This is a genomic window from Pseudoalteromonas sp. P1-25 (assembly GCF_001401805.1).
Lineage (GTDB): Bacteria > Pseudomonadota > Gammaproteobacteria > Enterobacterales > Alteromonadaceae > Pseudoalteromonas.
In genome coordinates this window covers 23360-48223 of sequence record NZ_LKDW01000022.1, presented here as the reverse complement: position 1 = coordinate 48223, position 24864 = coordinate 23360, and the positions used below count along the sequence as shown (strand labels likewise).

Annotated in this window: 23 protein-coding genes; 17 read left to right on the top strand and 6 right to left on the bottom strand. The window is 41.2% G+C overall.

Annotation, left to right across the window (positions count from 1 at the left end):
• Nucleotides 1-6 precede the first annotated feature (6 nt).
• Complete coding sequence (locus AN393_RS13610; protein ID WP_055018371.1) at nt 7-1083, bottom strand: FecR family protein; 1077 nt, start codon at nt 1081-1083, stop codon at nt 7-9.
• On the bottom strand, nt 1080-1655 hold the full coding sequence (locus AN393_RS13605) for an RNA polymerase sigma factor (protein ID WP_055015652.1): 576 nt from the start codon (nt 1653-1655) through the stop codon (nt 1080-1082). The genes AN393_RS13610 and AN393_RS13605 overlap by 4 nt, the downstream gene beginning before the upstream one ends.
• 119 nt (nt 1656-1774) lie before the next feature.
• Here AN393_RS13605 and AN393_RS13600 point away from each other — a divergent pair, with 119 nt between their 5' ends.
• Nucleotides 1775-2290 carry a DUF2937 family protein gene (locus AN393_RS13600; RefSeq protein WP_055015653.1) on the top strand — a complete coding sequence of 172 codons (516 nt, stop codon included), beginning with the start codon at nt 1775-1777 and terminating at the stop codon, nt 2288-2290.
• On the opposite strand, the gene AN393_RS13595 is transcribed toward AN393_RS13600, so the two are convergent.
• Entirely contained in the window at nt 2270-3157 is an 888-nt protein-coding gene (locus tag AN393_RS13595; protein ID WP_055018370.1) for a LysR family transcriptional regulator, read from the bottom strand. The two genes, AN393_RS13600 and AN393_RS13595, sit on opposite strands and share 21 nt — an antisense overlap.
• Before the next feature lie 119 nt (nt 3158-3276).
• Here AN393_RS13595 and AN393_RS13590 point away from each other — a divergent pair, with 119 nt between their 5' ends.
• The 8 genes from AN393_RS13590 to AN393_RS13555 all read left to right on the top strand — a co-directional run bounded on the left by AN393_RS13590 (nt 3277) and on the right by AN393_RS13555 (nt 12104).
• Nucleotides 3277-3927, top strand: a complete 651-nt coding sequence (locus AN393_RS13590; RefSeq protein ID WP_055018369.1) for a peroxiredoxin-like family protein — start codon at nt 3277-3279, stop codon at nt 3925-3927.
• Nucleotides 3927-4694, top strand: a complete 768-nt coding sequence (locus AN393_RS13585) for a haloacid dehalogenase type II (protein WP_055015656.1) — start codon at nt 3927-3929, stop codon at nt 4692-4694. The genes AN393_RS13590 and AN393_RS13585 overlap by 1 nt, the downstream gene beginning before the upstream one ends.
• 168 nt (nt 4695-4862) lie before the next feature.
• Complete coding sequence (locus AN393_RS13580; protein WP_055015657.1) at nt 4863-5471, top strand: PilZ domain-containing protein; 609 nt, start codon at nt 4863-4865, stop codon at nt 5469-5471.
• Between the two features lie 57 nt (nt 5472-5528).
• Nucleotides 5529-6584, top strand: coding sequence for an agmatine/peptidylarginine deiminase (locus AN393_RS13575; RefSeq protein ID WP_055018368.1), 1056 nt, complete (start codon nt 5529-5531; stop codon nt 6582-6584).
• A complete protein-coding gene (locus AN393_RS13570) occupies nt 6581-7474 on the top strand; it encodes a carbon-nitrogen hydrolase (RefSeq protein WP_055015659.1) in 894 nt (297 codons plus the stop codon). The genes AN393_RS13575 and AN393_RS13570 overlap by 4 nt, the downstream gene beginning before the upstream one ends.
• Before the next feature lie 51 nt (nt 7475-7525).
• Complete coding sequence (gene mfd / locus AN393_RS13565) at nt 7526-10999, top strand: transcription-repair coupling factor (protein ID WP_055018367.1); 3474 nt, start codon at nt 7526-7528, stop codon at nt 10997-10999.
• Nucleotides 10999-11835: a peptidoglycan binding protein CsiV gene (locus AN393_RS13560; protein ID WP_055018366.1), complete on the top strand. Its 837-nt coding sequence runs from the start codon at nt 10999-11001 to the stop codon at nt 11833-11835. Before mfd ends, AN393_RS13560 begins: the two co-directional genes overlap by 1 nt.
• A gap of 17 nt (nt 11836-11852) precedes the next feature.
• Complete coding sequence (locus tag AN393_RS13555; protein WP_055015662.1) at nt 11853-12104, top strand: hypothetical protein; 252 nt, start codon at nt 11853-11855, stop codon at nt 12102-12104.
• 58 nt (nt 12105-12162) lie between these two features.
• Here the strand turns inward: AN393_RS13555 and AN393_RS13550 are convergent, their stop codons facing one another.
• From AN393_RS13550 to AN393_RS13540, 3 genes are all read right to left on the bottom strand, one after another.
• Nucleotides 12163-13515, bottom strand: a complete 1353-nt coding sequence (locus tag AN393_RS13550; RefSeq protein WP_055018365.1) for a hypothetical protein — start codon at nt 13513-13515, stop codon at nt 12163-12165.
• Between the two features lie 104 nt (nt 13516-13619).
• Nucleotides 13620-16202, bottom strand: a complete 2583-nt coding sequence (locus AN393_RS13545; protein ID WP_055018364.1) for a TonB-dependent receptor — start codon at nt 16200-16202, stop codon at nt 13620-13622.
• A gap of 657 nt (nt 16203-16859) precedes the next feature.
• Nucleotides 16860-17285, bottom strand: coding sequence for a hypothetical protein (locus tag AN393_RS13540; protein ID WP_055018363.1), 426 nt, complete (start codon nt 17283-17285; stop codon nt 16860-16862).
• Between the two features lie 339 nt (nt 17286-17624).
• Between AN393_RS13540 and ccoN the strand changes: the two genes are divergently transcribed.
• The 8 genes from ccoN (at nt 17625) to AN393_RS13500 (ending at nt 24812) form a co-directional block, all read left to right on the top strand.
• Nucleotides 17625-19058, top strand: a complete 1434-nt coding sequence (gene ccoN / locus AN393_RS13535; RefSeq protein ID WP_004588826.1) for a cytochrome-c oxidase, cbb3-type subunit I — start codon at nt 17625-17627, stop codon at nt 19056-19058.
• A 12-nt stretch (nt 19059-19070) separates the two neighbouring features.
• Entirely contained in the window at nt 19071-19745 is a 675-nt protein-coding gene (gene ccoO / locus AN393_RS13530) for a cytochrome-c oxidase, cbb3-type subunit II (RefSeq protein ID WP_004588825.1), read from the top strand.
• A 5-nt stretch (nt 19746-19750) separates the two neighbouring features.
• Nucleotides 19751-19936, top strand: a complete 186-nt coding sequence (locus AN393_RS13525) for a CcoQ/FixQ family Cbb3-type cytochrome c oxidase assembly chaperone (protein ID WP_004588824.1) — start codon at nt 19751-19753, stop codon at nt 19934-19936.
• Entirely contained in the window at nt 19933-20967 is a 1035-nt protein-coding gene (ccoP, locus tag AN393_RS13520; protein ID WP_055015666.1) for a cytochrome-c oxidase, cbb3-type subunit III, read from the top strand. Before AN393_RS13525 ends, ccoP begins: the two co-directional genes overlap by 4 nt.
• A gap of 141 nt (nt 20968-21108) precedes the next feature.
• Complete coding sequence (locus AN393_RS13515; RefSeq protein WP_055015667.1) at nt 21109-21600, top strand: FixH family protein; 492 nt, start codon at nt 21109-21111, stop codon at nt 21598-21600.
• A gap of 8 nt (nt 21601-21608) precedes the next feature.
• Nucleotides 21609-23984 (top strand): heavy metal translocating P-type ATPase, encoded by a 2376-nt coding sequence (locus AN393_RS13510; protein WP_055018362.1) that lies wholly within the window; start codon nt 21609-21611, stop codon nt 23982-23984.
• A complete protein-coding gene (ccoS, locus tag AN393_RS13505) occupies nt 23981-24148 on the top strand; it encodes a cbb3-type cytochrome oxidase assembly protein CcoS (protein WP_055015669.1) in 168 nt (55 codons plus the stop codon). The genes AN393_RS13510 and ccoS overlap by 4 nt, the downstream gene beginning before the upstream one ends.
• Nucleotides 24141-24812: a sulfite exporter TauE/SafE family protein gene (locus AN393_RS13500; RefSeq protein WP_055015670.1), complete on the top strand. Its 672-nt coding sequence runs from the start codon at nt 24141-24143 to the stop codon at nt 24810-24812. Before ccoS ends, AN393_RS13500 begins: the two co-directional genes overlap by 8 nt.
• The last annotated feature ends 52 nt before the right edge of the window (nt 24813-24864 follow it).

Here is a 24864-nt window from a genome sequence, read left to right as displayed (position 1 = left end):
CATTTCTTATGATTTAGTTTGCTGTGTTAGGCTCACCATATGCTCACCTAAACGCTCATGCTCTATTGCAAAATTAGTCTGCAAACTCTCAAGTAATCCCTCAACATCTCCGGCTTTAAATACACCCGCTACTTTTATGTTGGCAAGCTCAGCGCTCGACAGCTCAAATCGTGTAGAGGTGTAACGGCTCACTTCATTTAAGGCATCGCTTAAATGCTCACCATTAAAAATTAACATACCGTTCTGCCACGCTAAATCACGTTGTACGTCGTCCACAGAAAGTTGGGTAATAGGCTTGGTAATGCTTTGTTCAATAATTGCTTTTTCGCCTGAGATAACAATATTAGCATTGATATTTCGGACTTTTTTAGCGTTATTATCAGCCAGTTGGTAGTCTTTAAAATCATCGGCACTAACTGCAACACTAGGGTCTGTGATCATCACTTTGCCTTCGGTTACAACAAGCTCTAAATCAGACGAGGTATTTCGCTGTACATTAAATACAGTACCCAGTGCCGTAAAGCTTTTATCGCCAGCCATCACACTAAAGGGTCGAGCTGGATCTTTTGCTACATTAAAACGCCCTTCTCCCTTACTCAGTAATAGCTGACGTCGCCCTTTGCTATAAGCTACCTCGAGTAAACTATTGGTGTTTAATTGCACAATTGTGCCATCAGGTAAAACGTACGTGGCTTGTTCACCTACTTTGGTTGTATAAATTTTGGTGTAATTTATTTTGGCCTGCTCTGCGTTGTAGCCGTTTTCAAGACTAATTAATAAATAACTGCACACCATTAATGCCGCAAATAAGCTTGCGGCAATGGCACTAGAAAACGCCCACTTCTTTTTCTGCGGTTTTGTATTTCTATGTGGAAACAAACTACTCAGTTCGTTTAATACGGCCAGTTCATCCCACAGCTGGGCCAGTTCGTATACAGCGTCTTGATGGGCGGTGCTTTGCATCATCCACAGCTTAAACTGCTCTTTTTCATTTTTATTTAAGCCTCTGTCAATGGCGCTTATCCATTCACATGCTTTTTCTAAAATTAAATCTTTTGAGGTAAATTGGTGAACGTTGCTCATTTAGCCACCCTCTCAATTGGCAGCGCCGAATTACGAGCTGAATTACTTGCCACAGATTGGTTATAAGTTTGTTCATGTTCTTTCATGTATAACATGGTTTGTAACAACCCTTTGGCTATGTGTTTTTCTACGGTGCTTTCACTTAGTTGCATGTGCTGGGCAATTTCTTTTTGGCTCATACCGTACACTTTTTTAAATATAAAACATTTACGGATAGAAGAATTTAATTGATCCGTTGCTCTACAAAAAAGTAAAAAACGCTCTTTTGAGGTGTATTCATCCTCAAGTTGTGAGGATTTTAGCAGCGGAGGTAATTCTGCATCGTGCTCTAACGAGTCACTAAATTTATTGTCCCATTTGGCTATATGATTAAGTGCTAAGTGCTTTGCAGTTTTGAGCATGTAGCTGCGTCTAAACTGAATATCTTGTTTTAAATCAGCTTCGTAGCTTTTAATAAAAGTTTCTTGCACAATGTCATCTACGTCATCGGGCTGTACAATACGCGACACAAAGCGTTTTAATTGCTTAGTGATATCAACAAACGTTGATGTCATATTTACTTTGGTAGTCATCCTTAACATAGGCCTATTGTTGTTTTTATTACCGATAGATTACGAGTTTTTAGCATAAAAACAAGCGTAAATGTTAATTTGCCGTTGTTTAGGTAGGATTTGAGTAAACAGGAGATCAAATGAGTAAATTATTAGATTACATAAGGCTCAGTTTTTTTGCGGCAGGTTTACTATTAGGGGTACAAATACCTGCCTTTGTGAGTGATTACGGCCATGCTTTACAGGCGCATTTTGTTGAGGCTAATAACGCATTAGCGCCGTTTAGAAAAGATGCTCAAAACTACTTTAATAACGATTTAAACAAGCTAATTGCCCACTATGAAAATATTGGAGACGATGTAGTCGGTAAAGGGGCTATTCATATCAAAACCCTCAATGATCGACAACAATCCCTACAGGCGGCAGTTAATAACTTTAACCAATCACCCTATTTATATACCTTAACCAGTGGTTTTAGCAGCATTAAAAAGCAAGTATGGCAACGCTTTGAAGGGCAAATAGTGTTAAAAAAAGACTCTATAATAGCAGCGCTTGCAAGCGCCATAATAATTGCTATTTTTGCTGAGTTCTTTGGCTTTATAACTTTGTTTATTATTAAGCGAGGATATTCTCGCTTATTCATAGCTGGCAAATAAAGACTTCATGAACTCGTAAAACACCTCTGTTTTACGGGTGGTTAAGCTATTTTGAGGGCGTAAAAACCACACTGGAGCGTCACTTTGTGCCATTGCATTGGGCATAACCTCTACTAAATTTCCGGCACGTAGCTCATCATTAATGGCTATTTTGGATTTAATGGCTATGCCATGTCCCGCAAGCGCTGCCTGCGTCATATTATCGGAATTAGAAATAGTAAAGCGTGTTTTGGCATTAAAGGTGTGTATTTTATTGTTTTTATCATACAGTTTTAACTGCCTTTGCCAGGGTAAGCACACCCAATAGTGCTCAGCTAATTCGCTTAATGTATGGGGCATACCATGCTTTTTTATATAACTTGGCGCGGCACACAAAATACGCGAGTTATTGACAATCTTACGTGAAAGCAGGCCAGAATCGGTTAACTGCCCTACTCTAATTGCCACGTCTTGCGCATCATCAACCACGTTGACAAAATGATCTGTAATTAAAAAATCGAGCTTAAGTGCTGGGTATTGTGTTTCAAACTCGGTCAATTTAGGCATAACATACTTTGAAAAAACCCACGGTGGCATAGTCACACGCAATAACCCACTCACCGACGAGCTTCGTGCGCCAATGCTATGCTCTGCATCATGTAGGGCTTCTATAATAGCGCCTACGCGATGATAAAATAGCTCACCCGCAGGTGATAACCTTACCCGGCGACTGTCTCTGAACACTAATACGGTTGAGAGCTCGCGCTCTAACTTGCTTAATCTGTGGCTCACAGTTGCTGGTGACAAGCGTTGCTCACGTGCTGCTGCCAGCACCCCTTTATTTTCTACCACAGCAATAAATGTTTCTAGGTCAGTTAAATTATACATACGTAGGCTAAGCAGTTTTTAATGTTTAATATTTTCAAATGAAGCTTTCAGTTTTGCAATATATATTTAAATTAATAGAACATTCATAATCTTCCTAAAGCTATTTTCGAGATTTAACCATGAGTTTGAAAAAACAGATTGATGCATATAACGTTCAAAAAGAAGCGAAGCTACCTAGCGATGTATTAGCTCTAATGGAGCAAACAACGAATGAGCTCATTGCTCAACATATAAAAAATAAGGCACTGCAAGTAGGCGCTAAAGTAAGTAACTTTAGCTTACAAAATCACAACGACGAGCATGTTGAATTAGCTGATTTATTAAATAAAGGCCCGGTAATAATTAGCTTTTACCGTGGTAACTGGTGCCCATATTGTAATTTAGAACTCAAAGCACTTAATGATTACCTACCCCAATTTAAAACGCACAGTGCGCAGTTAATTGCTATATCTCCTCAATTGCCAGATGAAACGTTAACTACCGCGCAAAAAAATGACCTCGAATTTAACGTACTTTCAGATATTAATAATAAGGTAGCTGAGCAATTTGGTTTGCTGTTTACATTAGATGAGCGCATTCAAGCACTCTATAGCCAATTTGGCATTGATTTTGAAAAATACTACGGCGACAAAAGCTATAAGTTAGCCTTGCCCGCCACATACGTAATTAACAAAAGAGGCATAATCACTTATGCCTTTTTAAACGAAGACTATACCCTACGTGCAGAGCCTATTGATGTGATGGCCGCCCTTGAATCGGAGCAATACTAATGTCTATTTTAAAATCGTTAAAAACCCTTACTCTATCGTTACTCGTTGGTACTAGCTTAGCCTCTGGTAGCGCTATAGCTGAGGAGCCACAATCGCAAGTAAAGCCTAAAGTGCTTATTTTTGATGTAAATGAAACACTCCTTGATTTAACCTCAATGCGCACCTCTATTGGTAAAGCGCTTGGCGGGCGTGAAGATTTATTACCGCTTTGGTTTTCTACCATGTTGCATCACTCACTGGTTGATACAGTAAGTGGCAGTTATCACGACTTTGGGCAAATTGGCGTTGCGTCGCTGCGCATGGTTGCTAAAAATAACAATATAGCCATTACAAATGAACAAGCTAAAACAGCCATTGTTACTCCGCTTTTAACCCTACCGCCTCACAAAGATGTGAAAGAAGGACTGGCAAAACTCAAAGCTCAGGGCTATAAGTTAGTAAGTCTGACAAATTCATCAAACAAAGGTGTTAAAGCCCAGTTTGAGAGCGCTGGATTAATGTCGTTCTTTGATGAGCGCTACAGCATTGAAGATATTAAAATTTATAAACCAGACTTACGTGCCTATGAGTGGGTGTTGACTAAATTAAATGTAAAAGCAAATGAGGCAATGATGGTAGCAGCGCACGGTTGGGATGTAGCAGGTGCGAAAGAAGCCGGCTTACAAACAACCTTTATCGCCCGCCCAGGTAAAACACTTTACCCACTGGCTAAAAAACCAGACCATGTTGTGAAAGATTTACATGAATTAGCCGCTCTACTTAAATAAGCACTCCCAGCGCTAATTAATCAATACCCAAGCGGCTGATGTTAGGATGACATTGGCCGCTTTTTTATTACTAAAAACCACGTATAAACAAAGTATTTAACGTTTTTATCTGCTAGCAATTTACTCCCCACAACGCTACTATTTAATGAATACGCAGTGGAGATAATTATGAACAGTCAAAGATTAAGCGAATTTGAAGAGTACTTTCAAATAAATGAAAGCATTCGGGTAAACTTATTTGCTGTAGAAAACCAGGCAGTCCCGCAATCTCAACTCGCACTTGAAGACGACATACCTCCTCTATTTAAGCTAGCTAACGAAGTTAGTGAGCTTGAACAGGCCTCATTAAGACCTCTAAGAAACTTAGGCGATTTAGCACAAGACCTGGCGTCTTTTTTACAGGCTCAGTCGCGTAAAATTGATTTAATAATGAGTCACATTTTAGCTTCAGAGCAAGCCCAAGATAATGCTATTCAGTGTGATAGCTACGGCGGAGGCGGCATTCGTTTTACCTCTACTGATGTATACGCAATAGGCCAAGCTTTTAGAACAAAGCTATTTTTGCACCACGAAGCCTCAGCCGTTTACTGCTATACAGAAGTGGTGGCCGTTGAAAAACAAGACAGCGAACACTACCAATACACATTACTGTTTACTGCAATAAGAACCACAGACCAAGAGTTAGTTGTAAGAGCCAGCTTACATGCACAAACACGCCAGCTAAAAAAGCGCCAAGAACTCGAGCAAATTGACGATGATTCAAGCAGCGATAAATAGCTGACATATGCATGTAAAATGCTAAACTAGCGCCACCGTAATTTGTATAAAAACTTCATGAACTTTAGACTTTTACCTGAATGGGCTGAGCAAGACGCCATTATGCTTACCTGGCCCCATGCACAGACCGACTGGGCTGATACGCTTGAACGCGTGGAGCCTGTATATGTTGAGCTTGCAACGCATATCACAGCCGTGCAGCAGCTTGTTATAGTTGCCCATAACGCGGCACTTAAAAGCCACATTACTGCCTTGCTAAAAAAAGCGAATATAGACTTAGGCCAAGTGCACTTTGTTGTTACACCAACAAACGATACGTGGGCGCGTGATCACGGCCCTATTACCTGCGCAAATATAAACGACCCTCGCCAACTTAAAATTTACGACTTTATCTTTAATGGCTGGGGTAATAAGTTCGAAAGTGCCCTCGATAATAAAATTAACGCCGTACTGGTAAACAAGCTAGGCAATAAAGCAAATCAATACCAAGCCCTTGATGTAGTACTTGAAGGCGGCGGTATTGAAATCAACGAACACGGTGTACTGCTTACAACCAGCGAATGTTTACTGAACAAAAACCGCAACCCAGATTTATCACCAGGCGATATTGAGTCAATTTTAAAAACGCATTTAGGCGCAACTGACTTTTTATGGGTAGATCATGGCTATCTAGCCGGTGATGATACCGACAGCCACATTGACACACTGGTACGCTTTGCGCCAAATAATACCCTTGTGTATGTTAAGTGCGATGCGAAAGAAGATGAGCACTTTAATGCTTTAGATGCGATGGAAAAACAGCTACTAAGCTTTAAAACACAAAATAATACCCCATATACATTAATTGATTTGCCGTGGCCAAAACCGGTGTTTGATGATGACAACACCCGATTACCGGCAACATACGCAAATTACTTGATTATCAATAATACGGTTTTAGTTCCTACGTATAACGATGACTATGACGCACTGGCACTCGCGCAAGTTCAAAAAGCGTACCCAACGCACACTATTATTGGCGTTAATTGCCTACCTATTATTGAACAATTTGGTAGCTTACATTGCATTACCATGCAATTACCTCGTGGATTTTTAGCTGGAGCAGCACAATGACAAGCCCTGCAAAATTAACCGTTGCCCTAGTGCAACAAACTAACAGTGATAATGCCGAGCAAAATATCGCTAAGTCGATTGCTGGCATTCGTGATGCTGCTAAGCAAGGCGCACAGCTTGTGGTTTTACAAGAGCTACATCGTAGTCTGTACTTTTGCCAAACAGAAGATGTGGATGTATTTGACCTAGCCGAAACAATTCCGGGCCCAAGCTCAAATACATTGGGTGAGCTTGCCAAGGAGCTTGGTATTGTTATTGTGGCTTCACTGTTTGAAAAGCGCGCCACTGGGCTGTATCACAATACCGCTGTGGTACTTGAAAAAGACGGCAGCATTGCGGGTAAATACCGTAAAATGCACATTCCTGATGATCCTGGCTTTTACGAAAAATTTTACTTTACCCCAGGCGATCTAGGCTTTGAGCCAATTCAAACCTCAGTAGGTAAATTAGGCGTATTAGTGTGCTGGGATCAATGGTTCCCTGAGGCGGCGCGTTTAATGGCTATGGCTGGCGCGGAGGTATTAATTTACCCAACCGCAATTGGCTGGGATCCCCGTGATGAAAGCGATGAACAAACGCGCCAAAAAGACGCGTGGGTTATAAGCCAGCGTGCGCATGCGGTTGCCAACGGCGTACCTGTTATCAGCTGTAACCGTGTAGGCCATGAAAACGACCCTAGCGGACAAAGCGAAGGTATACAATTTTGGGGTAACTCGTTTATTGCAGGCCCTCAAGGCGAAATGCTCTCAGAGGCAAACAATACTGATGAGCAAATTTTAGTAGTAGAACTTGATCAAAAAGCCTCGGAAAACGTAAGACGTATATGGCCGTATTTACGCGACCGCAGAATTGATCACTATCAAGACTTAACAAAAATTTACCGAGACTAAATAACTGCATGGCGTTTGTGAGCAAGCGCCAGCTAAAAAATGGAGCACTAAATGGCGTTTGAGCAATGGGCAGCCTTGCCGTGGGTAAAATCTCAAAAAGATAAAATTCAATGGGGGCAGCTAACTGGTAGTGCATTAAGTATAGCCATTGCAGAAGGTGTAAAACAGCAAAACGATTTAGTGCTTATAGTTACACCAGATACGCCAAGCGCATTGCGACTTGAAACAGAGCTCGAATACCTATTGCCAGACAACCCAGTAATGGTATTTCCTGATTGGGAAACCTTACCTTATGACCACTTTTCTCCGCACCAAGATATTATTTCAGCACGCTTAGCCACGTTAAACACATTAAAAAACGAGCAGCAAAGCGTACTGATAGTGCCTGTGTCTACCTTAATGTTACGCACTGCGCCCGCGTCGTTTATTTATGGCTCGACCCTTAATTTTAAAGTAGGCGATAAGCTCGACACCCATCACCTGCGCAGTAATTTAGAACAAGCAGGGTATTTAAATGTACAGCAGGTAATGGAACACGGTGAATACGCAATACGTGGCTCCATTGTTGATTTGTACCCGATGGGCAGTGTCCATCCTTTTAGACTCGACTTTTTTGATGATGAAATAGACTCAATTCGTTTATTTGATGTGGAAACTCAGCGCTCAGATGAAAAGGTAGATAAAATTGAGTTATTGCCTGCGCATGAATTTCCAACCAACGAGTCAGATGTTGAGCGTTTTAGAATAAATTATCGCGATAAATTTGGTGCCAGCTCAGAGCAAGACTCTGTTTATATGCAAGTAAGCAAAGGTACGTGGCCTGCCGGCATTGAATACTACATGCCGTTGTTTTTTGAAAAGCTTGCAACCATTTTTGATTACTTGCCAAACACCACCACGGTTATGCAACTAGGTGATTTAGAACACGCCGCAGAGACCTTTTGGCACGATGTAAACGTGCGCTATGAAAACCGTAAAGTCGATCCCCTACGTCCACTGCTTGCGCCCAGCGAGTTATATCAGCCTATTAATGAGTTGTTTTCTAATTTAGGTGAGTTTGCGCGAATACGCTTATCGCAAGCTAAGTTGCCTACTAAAGCGGGCAACAAAAACTTAAATGTAAGCGAGCTGCCAGCGGTAAGAATCGATCACAAACAACACGAACCCTATGGCGCATTTATAGAATATGTTGCAGCGCAAAAAAAGAAAAAAAGCCGCATATTACTCAGTGTTGAATCTGATGGCCGACGCGAATCATTATTAAGTGTGCTCAAACCAAGTGGCTTAAAATTTAAAGAGTTTGAAAATTTAACTCAGTTTACCCAAAGCCAAAGTGATGTAGGGCTAATTGTAAGCCCGCTTGAACAAAGTGTAGTACTTGGCAGTAAGCCGAGTCTGTCGATAATTACTGAACAAGAACTGCTTGGTATTAAAGTATCGCAGCGCAGGCGCCGTAAACATAAATACGAAGCAAGCCAAGATGCGCTCATACGTAACTTAGCCGAGCTTAAAGAAGGCCAGCCAATTGTTCACCTCGATCACGGCGTGGGCCGCTATCAAGGCCTGCAAACAATTGACGCCGCCGGTGTAATCACTGAGTTTGTTACCATCACCTATGCTGGTGAGGCAAAGCTATATGTGCCGGTATCGGCATTGCACATGCTTAGCCGTTATTCTGGCGGTGAAGAAGCAAGCGCCCCACTGCATAAACTGGGCTCAGATGCGTGGGAAAAAGCTAAAAAACGCGCTGCTGAAAAAGTACGTGACGTAGCCGCAGAGCTATTAGATATTTACGCACAGCGCCAAGCAAAGCCTGGTAATAAATTTGCACTTGATAGCCAAAGCTACCGCCAATTTAGCGACAGCTTCCCGTTTGAAGAAACGGACGATCAACGTAACGCAATCGAAGCCGTGCTTGGCGATATGCAATCTAAGCTCGCTATGGACCGTTTAGTATGTGGTGATGTAGGCTTTGGTAAAACAGAAGTGGCTATGCGCGCCGCATTTGTAGCGGTTAACGATAATAAACAAGTAGCCGTGTTAGTACCCACAACCCTGCTTGCTCAGCAACACTATGAGAACTTTAAAGACCGCTTTGCCGATTTTCCTATCGAGGTGGGTGTACTTTCGCGCTTTAACTCAACTAAAGAGCAAAAAGACACGCTCGAAAAAATGGCCGACGGTAAGCTCGATATCGTAATTGGTACCCATAAACTCATACAGCAAGATATTAAGTTTAACGACTTAGGTTTACTGATTGTTGATGAAGAACATCGCTTTGGCGTGCGCCAAAAAGAAAAAATAAAATCATTGCGCGCTGATGTAGATATTTTAACACTGACTGCAACGCCTATTCCGCGTACTTTGAATATGGCGATGAGCGGCATGCGTGATTTATCTATTATTGCCACCCCACCTGCTAAGCGTTTAGCGGTTAAAACCTTTGTACGCCAACGCGACAGCGACTTAATACGCGAAGCCATACTGCGTGAAATTAAACGCGGCGGCCAAGTGTACTTTTTACATAACAATGTAGAAACCATTGAGCGCGTATCGCAAGAAATTAGCGAATGGGTGCCAGAGGCCAGTGTTACCTCTGCGCACGGGCAAATGCGCGAGCAAGAGCTTGAGCAAATAATGACTGACTTTTACCATCAAAAATATAATGTACTGGTATGTACCACCATTATCGAAACCGGTATTGATGTGCCTACTGCTAATACTATTATTATGGACAGGGCCGATAAGCTTGGCCTTGCGCAATTACACCAATTACGCGGGCGTGTTGGGCGAAGCCACCACCAAGCGTATGCGTATCTATTAACTGGTGATGCTAAAGCACTTTCTAAAGATGCCACCAAACGCTTACAAGCAATTGAGTCGTTGGAAGATTTAGGCGCAGGTTTTGCCCTTGCGACCCATGATTTAGAAATACGGGGTGCGGGTGAGCTATTAGGCGACGACCAATCAGGGCAAATGCAAACCATTGGCTTTAGTTTGTATATGGAAATGCTAGAGCAGGCAGTTAATGCCCTTAAAAATGGCAAAGAGCCAACGCTTGAGAACTTGCTGCAGCAACAAACAGACGTTGATTTAAAACTCCCTGCCTTATTACCTGATGATTACATACACGATGTTAATGCGCGTTTAGGTATGTACAAGCGCATTGCAAGTTGTGCTAACCTTGCCGATATGGACGAATTACAAGTAGAGCTAATAGACCGTTTTGGTTTATTACCTGATGCCACTAAAAACCTATTTAGTATGCAGCAACTAAAAATGCGTGCTAGCGATTTAGGCATTACAAAAATAGAGGCAAACCCTAAAGGGGGCTACTTTGAATTTAGCCAAAATACCAAGGTTAATCCTAGCTTCATCATAGGCTTGATACAAAGTGCACCCCATGTGTACAAAATGGATGGCGCAAATAAATTGCGCTTTGCAATTAATGAGGTAAACCCTCGTGAACGCTTAAAAATGGTCACTGCAATGATTGCAGATTTCGAAAAAAAGGTTAGCCATTAATGTTGCTAAAAAAATCGCTTATCGTGTTATGTTGCTTATTTAGCAGCACCGCATTTGCAGAACGTTGGTTTGAAGTAGAAGTGCTGGTATTTAAACAGCGCCCTGCCCCCTATTTACAAGAAGACTTTAGCTTAAAGCACGAGCCCATTAAGGCGAAAAATACCTTAGAGTTACTCACTCCTTTATACACAGAGCAAGCAATGCAAGCGTGTATAGATGGCGATAGTCGTTTTCAAAAACGCACCTTTACCGATTCTTTAGTTAATGCCAACCCACAATCGGGTGTGTGTGATAACAGTATCGACTTTATGCAAAGTTACGACGAGTTACCCGTTACGCCATTGGCACCACCGCAAGACACAATGGATGAGCCCTACCTATTGGCACCCGAGCAATTACAATTTAACGCTCAACGCCGAGAGCTTGACCGCAAAGGTTTAGCCCCGCTACTACATACCGGCTGGCGCTTTGAAGGGGCAAGTAAATCGCGTGCGCCAAGCGTACATTTAATTTCTGGGGAGCATATAAAGCGCGATGTTAACACCACGCCAAATTATGCAAACCCCGACTTTATTAGCCTTGTTCAAAGTAAACCACAGCTGTTTGATACCTCTGATCAACCCCTAAGCTATTGGGAGCTAGATGGTTTATTTAAAATACATTTACGCCACTACCTGTACATAACGGCAGAGTTTGACGTAAACGAAAAACTACCTAATGGGGATATTGAATCAGCCCGCTTTTCACAATTTAAACGTGTGATTAGTGGTGAAATCCATTACTTTGACCATCCTCGTATGGGCATGATTGTACAAATACGAAAGTATAAACACTAAATCAATAGGACATAACAATGAAAAAATTCCTGATCATCGCAGCAACGCTAAGCCTGGCAGCTTGTTCAAAAGTAAGCCTAGAAAACTACGAAAAAATTGAAGTTGGCATGGATAGAGCCGAGGTAGAAGCGATTTTAGGCTCTGCTGATAACTGCGTAGAAAAAACACTGCATACTAACTGTGTTTGGGGTGATGAGTCTAAAAACATCGAAATCACACTTGTTTCAGACAAAGTAACGATTTATTCAAAGCATGGTATTACAAAATAACACTGCGCTTTATTAGCTTAGTTTACATAACTCTAAGGGATAGCCGTGCTATCCCTTTTTATTTTTTAGAGTAAATAAGTTCAATATTAACTATTTTACTGCGATTAAGCGTGATTTTGTAACGTTGATATAAGGTTCTTTCCTCGTCTTTTAATACCATCACCAAATTTAACTGGTATCGTCTTTCAACCGCTTGCTTTGATATTTTATTGCCATCTAAATGATACAGCTTGCCCTCGCCGCGTTTTAAATACCGTGCAAAAGGTGCCAAATTAAAACGCATACTTTGCTGTAGCGTGTCGTAGCCAGGTAAAAATTCTTTCGCCGAAACACGTGTTTCACTAGCAAAATGAAGCCACTGCGCGGCTAATTTGTTTTGCTGACGCCGTTTTGAAAATATTGTTTTTACTTCGCTGGGGATTTTTTTAAAACGCATGTATTCAAGCCAAACAAACTGGCTTGCCACCCGGTCTTTAGTGATGCTGTTTTTAAATACAAAACGCCATTTGGGTCGCCCCCGCACAATAGCACGCCAAATTACCCGCGTAATATCTTCTTTAAATATTTCACGTAGCCCGTAAATAACCCCTAATATTAAAATAAGCGTGGCGGTAACTTCGGTAAAGGTTGAACGTGCATTGAGTATAACCACCATCACAAATGCCATAATAACCGCTGTTACCGTGCCTTTCACTAAACGCTTTAAGTAACTATTTAAATAACGCGTATTGCGATGCAAAATAACGCCGTGCTCTATAAGGCGCTGCAGTAAACGCATTTTATTAGTAATGCGGTTACCATCTTGTAGCGTGGTTTCTGAGTTGTAATTTTGCTCAAACCGATATGTATTTTCGCTTTTACAAAATTGCAGTAAATCGTTGCGCTCTTTAGCAAAGTCACTACTGCGTGGGCCTTCATCTAAAAGTTTTAAAAACGACTGCTCAACATGCCAACTTAAATAGTTATCCGCATTGGTGTAAAACGGGACTAGCTTTTCATCATCAGGGGTATACCTGCGCAGCTTTTTTAGCAGCCCTTCACTTTGTTCAAACAGCTCTTGTGCACGGGCGTAAAAAGCCTCTACCTCTTGAATTTTTAACGCATCTTTAATATCAGCATCGAGCGCTAAACGAACCTGATAGCAGTACAAATTAAGGTTTTGACGGTAATCTTGCTGCTCACCTTTGTTTTTACTAACAAAGCGGCTACGCACTAAAGGTAAGTGTATGTTTTTAGCGTTATAAGCTAAGTGCGATTTAAAGTGGTTATTAAAATAAGACTCTTCACTGAGGGTTTGCGCGTTGATACCCATTTCGTTGGGAATAGAAAAGTACAAGTCGATACGTTGCTCAGAGCGAGGGGTTAGCTCTGGTTCTATGACAAAAGATAAATTTTCGTCTTGTTTTAACAATCAGTTCTCCTTCTAATAATGTATTTAAGTGTACTTGTCTCCTTAGTTTTGTTCAATAAAAAAGGCCCAGTAAACACTGAGCCTTAATACGATTAATGTGCTAATTAAAACTTAACGTTTACACCAGCAAATACACGGCGACCTAATACATCGTATGTGTACGGGTCAGTGTTAGAGTCGTTATTACCAGTGTAGTAAGGAGGTTGCTTATCAAATAAGTTATTCACACCAGCAGATACAGACACAGTCTCATTAAAGATGTAAGCACCGCTTATGTCATGGTATACAACTGAAGGCGTTGTAGGCGCATAACATGATGAAACATCGCTTTGACAGCTGTAGCTATCCATTCCTGCAATGTAGCGCGCTTTGTAGTTTGCATTCCAAGCATCGCCTTTGACAGTTAGCTCAAAGTTAGCTTTAACATCAGCGTAACCACCGATGCCAGAAGTAATTAAACCAGCGTAGTCAATGCTTGATTCAACAACGTCTACTAGGTACTCGTCTAGGTAAGTAACATCTAATGATGTATTCCATGCAAGACCCGCTGCATCAAATGTGTAGTTTAAGTTTAAATCGTAACCTTTAGTTTGCTCGTAACCTACGTTTTGAAGTTGGTTATTAAAAGCAATACGGCCAGTGCTTTGGTTAAACGATAGCGCAGCTGAGCTACATAACGCAGTACCTTGGTTAGCTAATGAACCATCTGATGCTAGACATGAATCAACAATGTATTGGTTGTTAACGGTAGCAATAGCGTTTTCAATTTCAATGTCGTAGTAATCTAACGTCATTGAGAAACCTTCAAACCACTCTGGCTCGTACACAATACCTGCTGTTAGCGTATCAGCTTCTTCAGGCGTTAATTGGTCATTACCACCTACTGTTACTTCTGCCTGGTCTTGTGCACCTGGGAAGCTAACTTGTTCGAAAGACGGTGAATTACCTGAGTATAGTTCAGCTACTGTAGGCGCACGGAATGCTGTAGAGCGAACACCACGAAGCATTACTTCGTCGTTTACACGCCAAGTTAAACCCAATTTCCAAGTTTCGTCAGAGCCGAATGTGCTGTAATCGAAAGCACGGATTGCAGTGCTTAGTTCAACGTTTTGCGCTAAGAACGCATCGCTAACTAAAGGAATTGCAAGCTCTAAGTACGCTTCATTTACGTCAAAACGACCGCTTGTAGGCTCAACACGTGGGTCATTTGCAAGACCTTGTGACGTGATTGAATCTGGGATGTACCATGCTTTTTCTTCACGGCGCTCAACGCCCGCTGCAAACCCTACGTAACCTGCTGGAAGTTCCATTACTTCACCCGCTAATGAAGCAGTGAACATTAGTAATTGGCTACCACCTGAGTTTTGCTCTGTGTAAACGTAATCGCTTAAGTTCTCAGCAGACCAAGAAGATTGTACAAGTGGGTTAAAGTCACCCGCTTCGATTGCGTCTTGGATAGAACCCATATTGTGAAGGTTGCTTAAACGGTCAACTGAATCGTTACGACCAAAAATTACAGACACATCCCAATCGTAACCACTGTCAAGGTAACCCGCTGCACCTACTACAGTACGTACAGTATCAACAACTTGTGAGAAATCACGCGTACCTGTGTCAGTCATACGACGACCGTAAGAAACTTCGTCACCGTAGTTGATATTGTGGCTTGTTAGTGAGTCGCCCATATCTTCAGTGTAATCGAAGTCAAACCATACTGGCTGTGGCGCCATTTGTTGCTCTGACCAACGTTTAGAGTATGTAAACTCTGAGTATAAACGCGTGTCATCAGTAAGATCGAAGCTACCAATACCTGTAAGGTTTAAACGACGCATAGGCGTGTATAGGTAGCTGTCTGATGAGTAGTTGTACGCATCATCAGAACCAAAGTCATGCCAACCGTTGTCTGCTTGACCTTGAAGTGATTCGTCACCTGACCATACGTGACCATTTGGCGTGTATGAAGAACCTGAACAGTAAGGTGCACTGCCGTCACCATCTTCAGTTAATGGACAATCAGAGAAGCTACGGTCTGCTTGAGATGCGTCGCCACGATCAGTGTATTGAAGACCAATTACAACGTTACCACGGCCAAAGCTACCACCCATAGTGATATCGAAAGACGTTTCATCAGCATCACCTTCAGTAGTGATTGCAGATTTAACGTTTAAGTCTAAACCTTCAAAGTCATCTTTTAAGATGATGTTTACAACACCTGCAACCGCATCAGTACCGTATACTGCAGATGCACCATCTTTAAGTACTTCAATGTGCTTGATCATAGACACTGGGATAGTGTTTAAATCAACAGTTGAAGCAGCACCAGTACCTGAGTTGATCATACGACGGCCATTTACAAGTACTAGTGTACGTTGTGAACCTAAACCACGTAAATCAATAGAAGCATTACCACCAGAACCATTGTTAATACCCGGGTTGGTCATTGCACCACCCGTAGCAGTCATTTTTTGTAATACGGAATCAACCGAAACTGCGCCGGTTGCAGCAATGTCATCTGCACCGATTAAAGTAACTGGGCTAGCGGTTTCCATATCTGCGCGCTTAATGCGAGAACCTGTTACTTGAATTTTTTCAATCGCGTTTGCGCCATCTTCGGCCGCTACTACTTGCATACTTGAGAACATTGGGATTGCTGCGATTACAGCTAAACCAAGAGTTGATTTTTTCATGAATAAACCCTACTTGTTGGAAATTTACCTTGATTGGTAATGCTCACTTTTTATAAGAATTGTGAGTCAGGGGGGCAACTTAGGCTCAGTTAACTGAACAAAAACTTAACGTCAGGTGAATGTATATACAACAGCAAAAAAGAATAACCATAAAAGGTACAAAGGTTATTGGTTGTTTCAGTGTTAATTAAAAAAAACAAATTAAAAACAATAGCTTAACCAACTTACCAACCAATAAAAACACACCTGAAATCAAAGTTATTCAGATTGTAATTAAATGTAACCACCCTATAAATATCCCCTTTTTAGAAAAATTAACATATTAATCACAGCGCATTAGTAAAACCGTAAAGGTGTAATAAATTTACTAACCATAAATATGCAAATTTACTGATTAAATAGTCTGATTAAGCTATTTGTTTGGCTTTTTTGGGTCATATTTTTGTTCAGCGAGGCTTCAACGTTTGATTGGAACAAGCGTAATTGTTTAAATGAGTGAGATTTATGAAAGGCTAGGGAGATGGTTTTCGCTTTTCAGGTACAATTACACAACATAAAACAGGTTATGTAATTAAGTAAGCCCTAAAAGCACGTTATTTAATAGGGTATTTTATTACTTGCTATGCTTTAAAATAAAAGTGTAAAAATAATGCCTATTTAATACGTTACGTAAAAATTATAAAAATGGGTGATTGACTCGCCAGTTTGAATGTTGCTTAAATTAAGCACAAGTTGCCACAACATATTTTCCTCTGAGCATATCCCCACCATAGTGTCACTTTTATAAATAGTTGCTTCTTTAGTGAACTTTTGCGGAATAAAACCCATATACATAGTTATACTTTCAAGCTTAGCGTTATCTATTTTTAGGTGGGCGGGTAGATCAAGGTAAATACTAAAGGGGGTTTCGGGGGTAATGTTTTTATCACTTAACCATACTTTAACACCGGTCTTGTAAATACAGTGCTGATTTGGGTCGCAATTTGTTTTTAACAGCGCTTTTTGATCTTTTTGGTTGGCATTGTCACAGCCTGTTAATACAAAAAACAGCATAAAAAACAAAGTAAATCTATATATATGCATAACAAACCCGCGCTAAATAAAAACAAATCTTAATTAGCATGCTTTGAAATAACAATAGCCAGTGTGATGTTTGGTTAATATAGGTACAATCTGTATCAAAAAATAAACAACAAACTCACAAACTTTGATTGATGTCATAATTTTATGTAATTGACCTATCTTTTTTAGGCCAAAAAATTTATCATTTCACCCGCAAAAAATAAGGGTTTCTCGAGTTTGTTTTCTGAAGCATTCAGGCTTTGAACGTTTTAGGTAATACGCTTGAGGAAAATAGTAGGCCCCACTTTAAACGGTGGGTAATTCATTTCTAAACGCATTTATTGCAGCGGAAGCCAGAAAATGAGCCAAACAGTAGCATCACAAACTGAGTATAACTATAAAGTTGTACGCCAATTCGCTATTATGACAGTGATTTGGGGCATCGTTGGCATGAGTATTGGGGTTCTGATTGCTGCCCAATTAGCTTGGCCAGCACTTAACTTTGATACACCATGGTTAACATACTCTCGACTACGTCCGTTACATACGAACGCAGTAATTTTCGCATTTGGTACCAGTGCACTTTTCGCGACGTCTTATTATGTCGTTCAACGTACTTGTCAAACGCGCCTTTTCTCAGACAAACTCGCCGCTTTCTCTTTTTGGGGTTGGCAGCTTGTTATTGTATTAGCCGTAATAACACTCCCATTGGGTATTACTAGCTCTAAAGAATATGCAGAGCTTGAGTGGCCAATTGATATTTTAATCGCGGTAGTATGGATAGTTTACGCAGTTGTATTTTTTGGTACGCTGATCAAACGTAAAGTATCGCACATTTACGTTGCAAACTGGTTTTACGCTGGCTTTATTATTACTGTTGCAGTGCTTCACATTGTAAACAGCATGGCAGTGCCTGTGTCGCTAACTAAATCATACTCAATCTACGCGGGTGCTGTAGATGCTATGGTTCAGTGGTGGTACGGTCATAACGCTGTAGGTTTCCTACTAACAGCTGGTTTCTTAGGTATGATGTACTACTTTGTACCAAAGCAAGCAGGTCGCCCTGTTTACTCTTACCGTTTATCGGTTGTTCACTTTTGGGCACTTATTTCTCTTTACATTTGGGCTGGTCCTCACCACCTTCACTACACAGCGCTTCCTGATTGGACGCAAAGTTTAGGTATGGTTATGTCTATTATCTTATTCGTTCCATCTTGGGGTGGTATGATTAACGGTATTATGACGCTTTCTGGCGCATGGCATAAGCTTCGCACCGACCCAGTACTGCGTTTCTTAGTTGTTTCATTGTCTTTTTACGGTATGTCTACGTTTGAAGGCCCAATGATGGCAATTAAATCTGTAAATGCATTATCTCACTACACAGATTGGACTATTGGCCACGTACACTCAGGTGCACTTGGTTGGGTTGCAATGATTTCAATTGGTGCTATCTACCACCTTATTCCTGCGCTATTCGCTCAAGGTCGTATGTACAGCGTTAAATTGGTTAACACCCACTTCTGGTTACACACTGTAGGTGTTGTACTTTACATTGTTGCAATGTGGATCTCAGGTGTTATGCAAGGCCTAATGTGGCGTGCAGTTAACTCTGACGGTACATTAATGTATAGCTTTGTTCAGTCTTTAGAAGCATCACACCCATTCTATATTATGCGCTTTGTAGGCGGTGTATTCATCGTTACAGGTATGTTAGTTATGGCTTACAACGTTCTGCGTACAATTTCAGCTGAGAAAGAATCTCTGAAGTTAGACGCGCAAGCACAATTAGCATAACGGAGTGAGATGATGAGCAATAAAAATTCACAAAACAAACATGAAATAGTAGAAAAGAACGTTGGCCTAATGGCTATCTTGACTGTTTTTGCTATTAGTTTTGGTGCGTTAGTTGAAATTACTCCGCTAATGTTCCAAGACGATACAACCAAACCTGTTGAAGGTTTACGCCCACTTAACGCGCTTGAAATGGAAGGCCGTGACATTTATGTACGTGAAGGTTGTTACAACTGTCACTCACAAATGATTCGTCCTTTTCGCGATGAAGTTGAGCGTTACGGTCACTACTCTGTAGCGGGCGAATCAGTATGGGATCACCCTTTCCAATGGGGTTCAAAACGTACTGGTCCTGACCTTGCTCGTGTAGGTAACCGTTACTCGGACGATTGGCATTATGCACACTTAGTTGACCCACGTGCTGTGGTTCCTGAGTCTAACATGCCAGGCTTTCCTTGGTTAGCAGAGACAAAGGTTGACACCAGCTTAACTCTGAAAAAGCTACAAATTTTCCGTGATACTTTTGCTATTAACCCAGAAAACCCTAAACACCCGGGTTTAGGTTATGGCAGCGACGAAGAGCTACAAGCAGATGTTGATAAAGTTAACGCTATGAATAACGGCGAAGGCGCAACTGAAATGCAAGCCCTAATCGCGTATTTACAGCAACTTGGCACTCACTTGAAGTAATTATTATGGATTACGGAACATACAGAGGCATTTTGACTCTGGTAATTTTAGTATTGTTTATTGTGATTGTTGTATGGGCATACAGCAAGCGTAGCAAAAACCGTTTTGATGACGCTGCTAATGCCATTTTTGAAGATGAAAAAAAACATAACAACACACTCTCTAACGAGGAAAAGGAGTCTGAAAAATGACTAGCTTTTGGAGTATTTGGGTTATTGTATTAACCCTAGCCTGCTTAATCATCATTTTTAGCCTATTAGTTTGGAACCTTAAAAACTATGCAGGCGTAAAAGAAGGTGAAGACTGCGGACACGAATATGACGGCATTACCGAACTAAATAATCCACTACCAAAATGGTGGACGTACATGTTCTTCGCAACATTTATTTGGTCGGTATATTACTTAGCAGCTTATCCAGGTTTAGGTAACTGGGAAGGCTTAGGTAAATGGACAAGCTCTAACCAAGGTATTACCTCTTTAGCTGAATCTAAAGAAGCCACAGCTAAAGCAAAAGAAGAAGGCCGCTATGTAAAACTTGATAAAGAATACGAAGCAGCCGAAGAGCGTTTTGGCCCTATTTTCAACAAGCTTGCACAAGTACCCGTTTTAGATTTAGTTAACTCTAAATTTGAAGGTGATGCAGCGCAGCAAGTGGCTCTTGAAAATGGCGAAAAGCATGAACAAACAGACGGTCAGTTAGCTCTTGAAATTGGTCAGCGTTTATTCTCGCAAAACTGTGCACAATGTCATGGTTCAGATGCACGTGGTGCAACTGGCTTCCCTAACCTAACTGATAAAGACTGGTTATACGGTGGCTCACCAGACAAAATTAAAGAAACGCTTCTTTATGGTCGTGTAGCAGCGATGCCTTCTTGGAGTGCAGCACTGGGTGAGCAAGGCGTTAAAGAAATGACAGCGCACGTACTTAGCTTATCTGGTCGTACTGTTAACCAAAAAGATGCAGCCGCAGGTGCCGCCAAGTTTGCAATGTGTGCCGCGTGTCACGGTGCTGATGGTAAGGGTTCTGTAGCACATAACTTACCGTTTGGTGCGCCTAACCTAACGGATAACATTTGGTTGTACGGTGGCTCTCAACGCGCAGTTGAAGAAACACTTAACCATGGCCGCGCCGGTGTAATGCCAGCATGGAAAGATATTTTAGGTGAAGACAAAATTCACCTGTTAACTGCCTACGTTTACAGTTTATCGCAAGATAAATAAACACGGAGTTAACCATTAATTAATCTTATTATTTCAATAGATTAATCCAGATCAAAAAAGCCTCCTGTCGGAGGCTTTTTTTTAGTCTTTTACCAATATTTGCTATAAAATAGCACCACCTAAACTAATTTTAGAGCAACTATGCAACCTACTTCGTGGTATAAAAATTTTTGGCCTTGGTTTTTAATGTTTTTTCCGCTAGCGGCCATTATTGGGTGCATAACCTTAATTATTACTGCCGTGGGGAATGGCCCAGATATGGTAGTTGATGATTACTATAAAAAAGGTAAAGCAATAAACTTAGAGCTTACTAAGTTTGAAAAAGCCAAAGCCCTGTTTTTACATGGCAAGCTTAATGTTACAAACGAACGTGCCAGCTTTGCCTTTACCAAAGGCGATTACAGTAACGTACACGCTTTAAAACTGTCTTTTTATCATCGCACTATTAAAGCGCATGACTTTGAAGCAACGCTTACCCCTAATGCAAATAAAGAATTTACAGCCCTACTCGATAACTACACACCAGGTGCTTACTCTGTATTTATAGAGCCTGTAGATGGCAGTTGGAAGTTAAAAGAAAATATTACTCTTCCTACAGAGCAAGCGTTGTTAGTTACCCCAAATTATAAGTAGTCATCACTATGAGCGTTTCTTGCTTTCATTGCCTTGAAAGTGTGCCAAATGGATTTAGCGCAACCGTAACAATAGATAATACACCTCAGCCCATGTGCTGTATTGGCTGCCAAGCGGTTGCGCAAAACATTGTTGATCAGGGCATGACTGACTACTACAAATACCGCACTGTGCGCGCCGGTAAAGTAGAACAATTAGTGCCAGAGCAACTAGAATTTATTAAAAGCTACGACAACGAAGACATACAAGATGAGTTTATAGCCACAACCGATAACTTGTCAGAGGTTTTATTAAGTGTTGAAGGCATTACCTGCGCCGCATGTGCTTGGCTTATTGAAAAACAATTACTGAGCTTAAAAACAGTTAAGCGCGTAGATGTTAACACTTCAACTAACCGTGCCATGATCCAGTGGGATAAAACCCAAACTCCGCTTAGCGACATTATCACCTCGCTTGCCAAAATTGGCTATAAAGCTTACCCCTTTCAGGCCGATGACGAAGCTCAACAAAAACAACAAACAGCAAAAGCGTATATTCGCCGTTTAGGTGTTGCAGGGTTGATGACCATGCAGGTGATGATGTTTGCCTTTGCGATGTACTTTGGCATGTTCTCGGGTATGGATAGTAACTTTGAAGAATACTTTCGCTGGATAAGCCTAGTCCTTGCCTCCCCCGTTATTTTGTACAGCGCATTACCTTTTTTAACCAATGCTATCAATGGCTTAAAAGCAAAACAGTTAAATATGGACTTACCCGTATCGTTGGCCATTTTTGGCGCATATAGCGCAAGTTGTTATGCCACGTTTATGCACGTAGGCGAAGTGTATTTTGAATCGGTTTGTATGTTTACCTTTTTGTTATTATTAGGCAAATATCTTGAATTTAGGGCTAGATTAAAAGCCAGCGAATTTACCGCAAACCTACAAAAACTGCTGCCTTTAACGGCCCGTACCCTTGATGATAAAGGCCAAGAGCACATTATCGCCGCTAAAAAACTCAAGCTTAATGATGTTATTCTTATAAAAGCAGGCGAGACGATTCCGGCTGACGGAGAACTAATCAAAGGACAAACGAGTGTTGATGAATCCATGATGACAGGTGAGCATCAGCCCGTAAATAAATTTATTGGTCACAATGTATACGCAGGGTGTGTGAATCATGATGGCGTAATAGAAATTAAAATTAATAAAGTTGGCCAAAATACCCTACTAAACCAAATTATACGTTTACAGCATAATGCCCTCACTAAGCGCCCTAAACTGGTAGAAATTACTGATAAAGTTGCACAGTGGTTTATTGCTTGCTTACTCGTTTTCGCCTCTATAACGGCTATTGGCTGGTACCAAATTGACCCAGAGCACGCATTTTGGATCACCATTTCTGTATTAGTTGCAACATGCCCTTGTGCGTTAAGTCTTGCTATACCAACAGCTTTAACTTGTGCTGTTGCAACGCTTACCCGCAAAGGGATTTTAATAAAACAAGCACATGTGCTTGAAACACTCTCAAAACTAACATTGTTTGCTTTTGATAAAACAGGCACGCTCACACAAGGCAAATTTAGTTTAGACGCCGTTGATATACTTGACACTCATCTCTCTAAAGAGGAAGTCCTTAATATTGCCGCCCAGTTAGAGCGCTACTCAGAACACCCCATTGCCAGTGCATTTAATAAATACGCCAACACAGAGCTTACTCTTACTAACGTTACCATTCACCCGGGGTTGGGCATCAGTGCGCAAAGCGGTGCTGATCATTACGCTGTTGGTAAAAGTGGCTGGTTTGATAGTAAAAAAACGAATGCTCAAGCAAGCCTATTTATAAACAAGCGTGTAGTTGCCCGTTTTTACTTTATAGATAAAGTAAAACCTGGTGCTAATGAGCTTATAGCTAACTTACAAGCACAAAGTTTAAGCTGTCATATGCTGACAGGCGATGCATCAGATGCGGGGCAAAAAATAGCAAAACAATTAAAGCTTAATAGTAGTCAAAGCGCCCTTTCACCTAAAGATAAACAAACCGCCGTTGAGCAGTGGTCATCACAAAGCGAAGTGGTCGCTATGGTAGGCGATGGCATAAACGACAGCCCTGTATTTGCCAGTGCACATTTGTCCATAGCCATGGAAACCGGTGCCGATATATCTAAAAACAGTGCTGATGTGGTGTTATTAAATAGTGATTTAGCCTCTATTGCGCACCTACTCAATGTTGCTAAACAAACGCGACGAATCGTTAAGCAAAACCTGACCCTGTCTTTGGTGTATAATGCCTCTATTTTACCACTCGCAGCGCTTGGGCTTGTGGCCCCGTGGATGGCGGTTATTGGTATGTCTGCCAGCTCAATTATTGTGATTAGTAATTCACTAAGGCTTTTAAAATTATGAGCATAATTTATATTTTAATCCCCATTGCTATTTTATTTGTAATTATTGCTATTGGCGTGTTTTTTTGGGCGGTTAAAAGCGAGCAATTCTCTGATCTAAATAAACAAGGTCATAGTATTTTGTTTGAAGATGATAAAGATCAGCATAATAAAAGTAATGATTGAGCCACTTTACACCAGCGCATTTTTAATGGGCTTAATTGGTAGCGGGCATTGCCTAGCCATGTGCGGTGGTATTGCCAGTTCATTGCAATTGGCCACCGACAAACGCCAATCTATTATTTATTCTTTTGCGTATAATACTGGCCGAGCGTGTAGTTACATGCTTGCTGGAGCCCTTGTTGCGGGTATAAGCAGCCAATTTGCAAAACAAAATACGTTTTTTTCTGTCACGCTTTCATTCGTTGCTGCTATTTTTATGCTGTTGGTTGGCGTGTATATTATGCGTATAGGACCTACTCTGCAATGGCTCGAAAAAATCGGGAAAACCCTTATTTGGCAGCACATTGTTAAGCTTAATAAGTATTTAATGCCAGTAGATTCAACAGCTAAAGCATTAGGCTATGGCGCTTTATGGGGTTGGCTGCCTTGTGGTTTGGTTTATTCTGCGCTTACCTGGGCAATGACCAGCCCTAGCGCATTTGACGGAGCTATAGTGATGCTTTGCTTTGCACTTGGCACCTTTCCGGCCATGATCACCCTAGGGTTAGCCGCTCAAAAGCTCAATAGTGTTATTAACCACCCATGGACGCGTATTGTTTTAGGCAGTATTATAATTTGGTATGGTATGTACCTATTAATAATTGCCACCGATAAACTAGTACATTAATCGTCGCGGTATTAACCCTTTGGGTTTATTTTCAGTACTGTGTATAAAAATT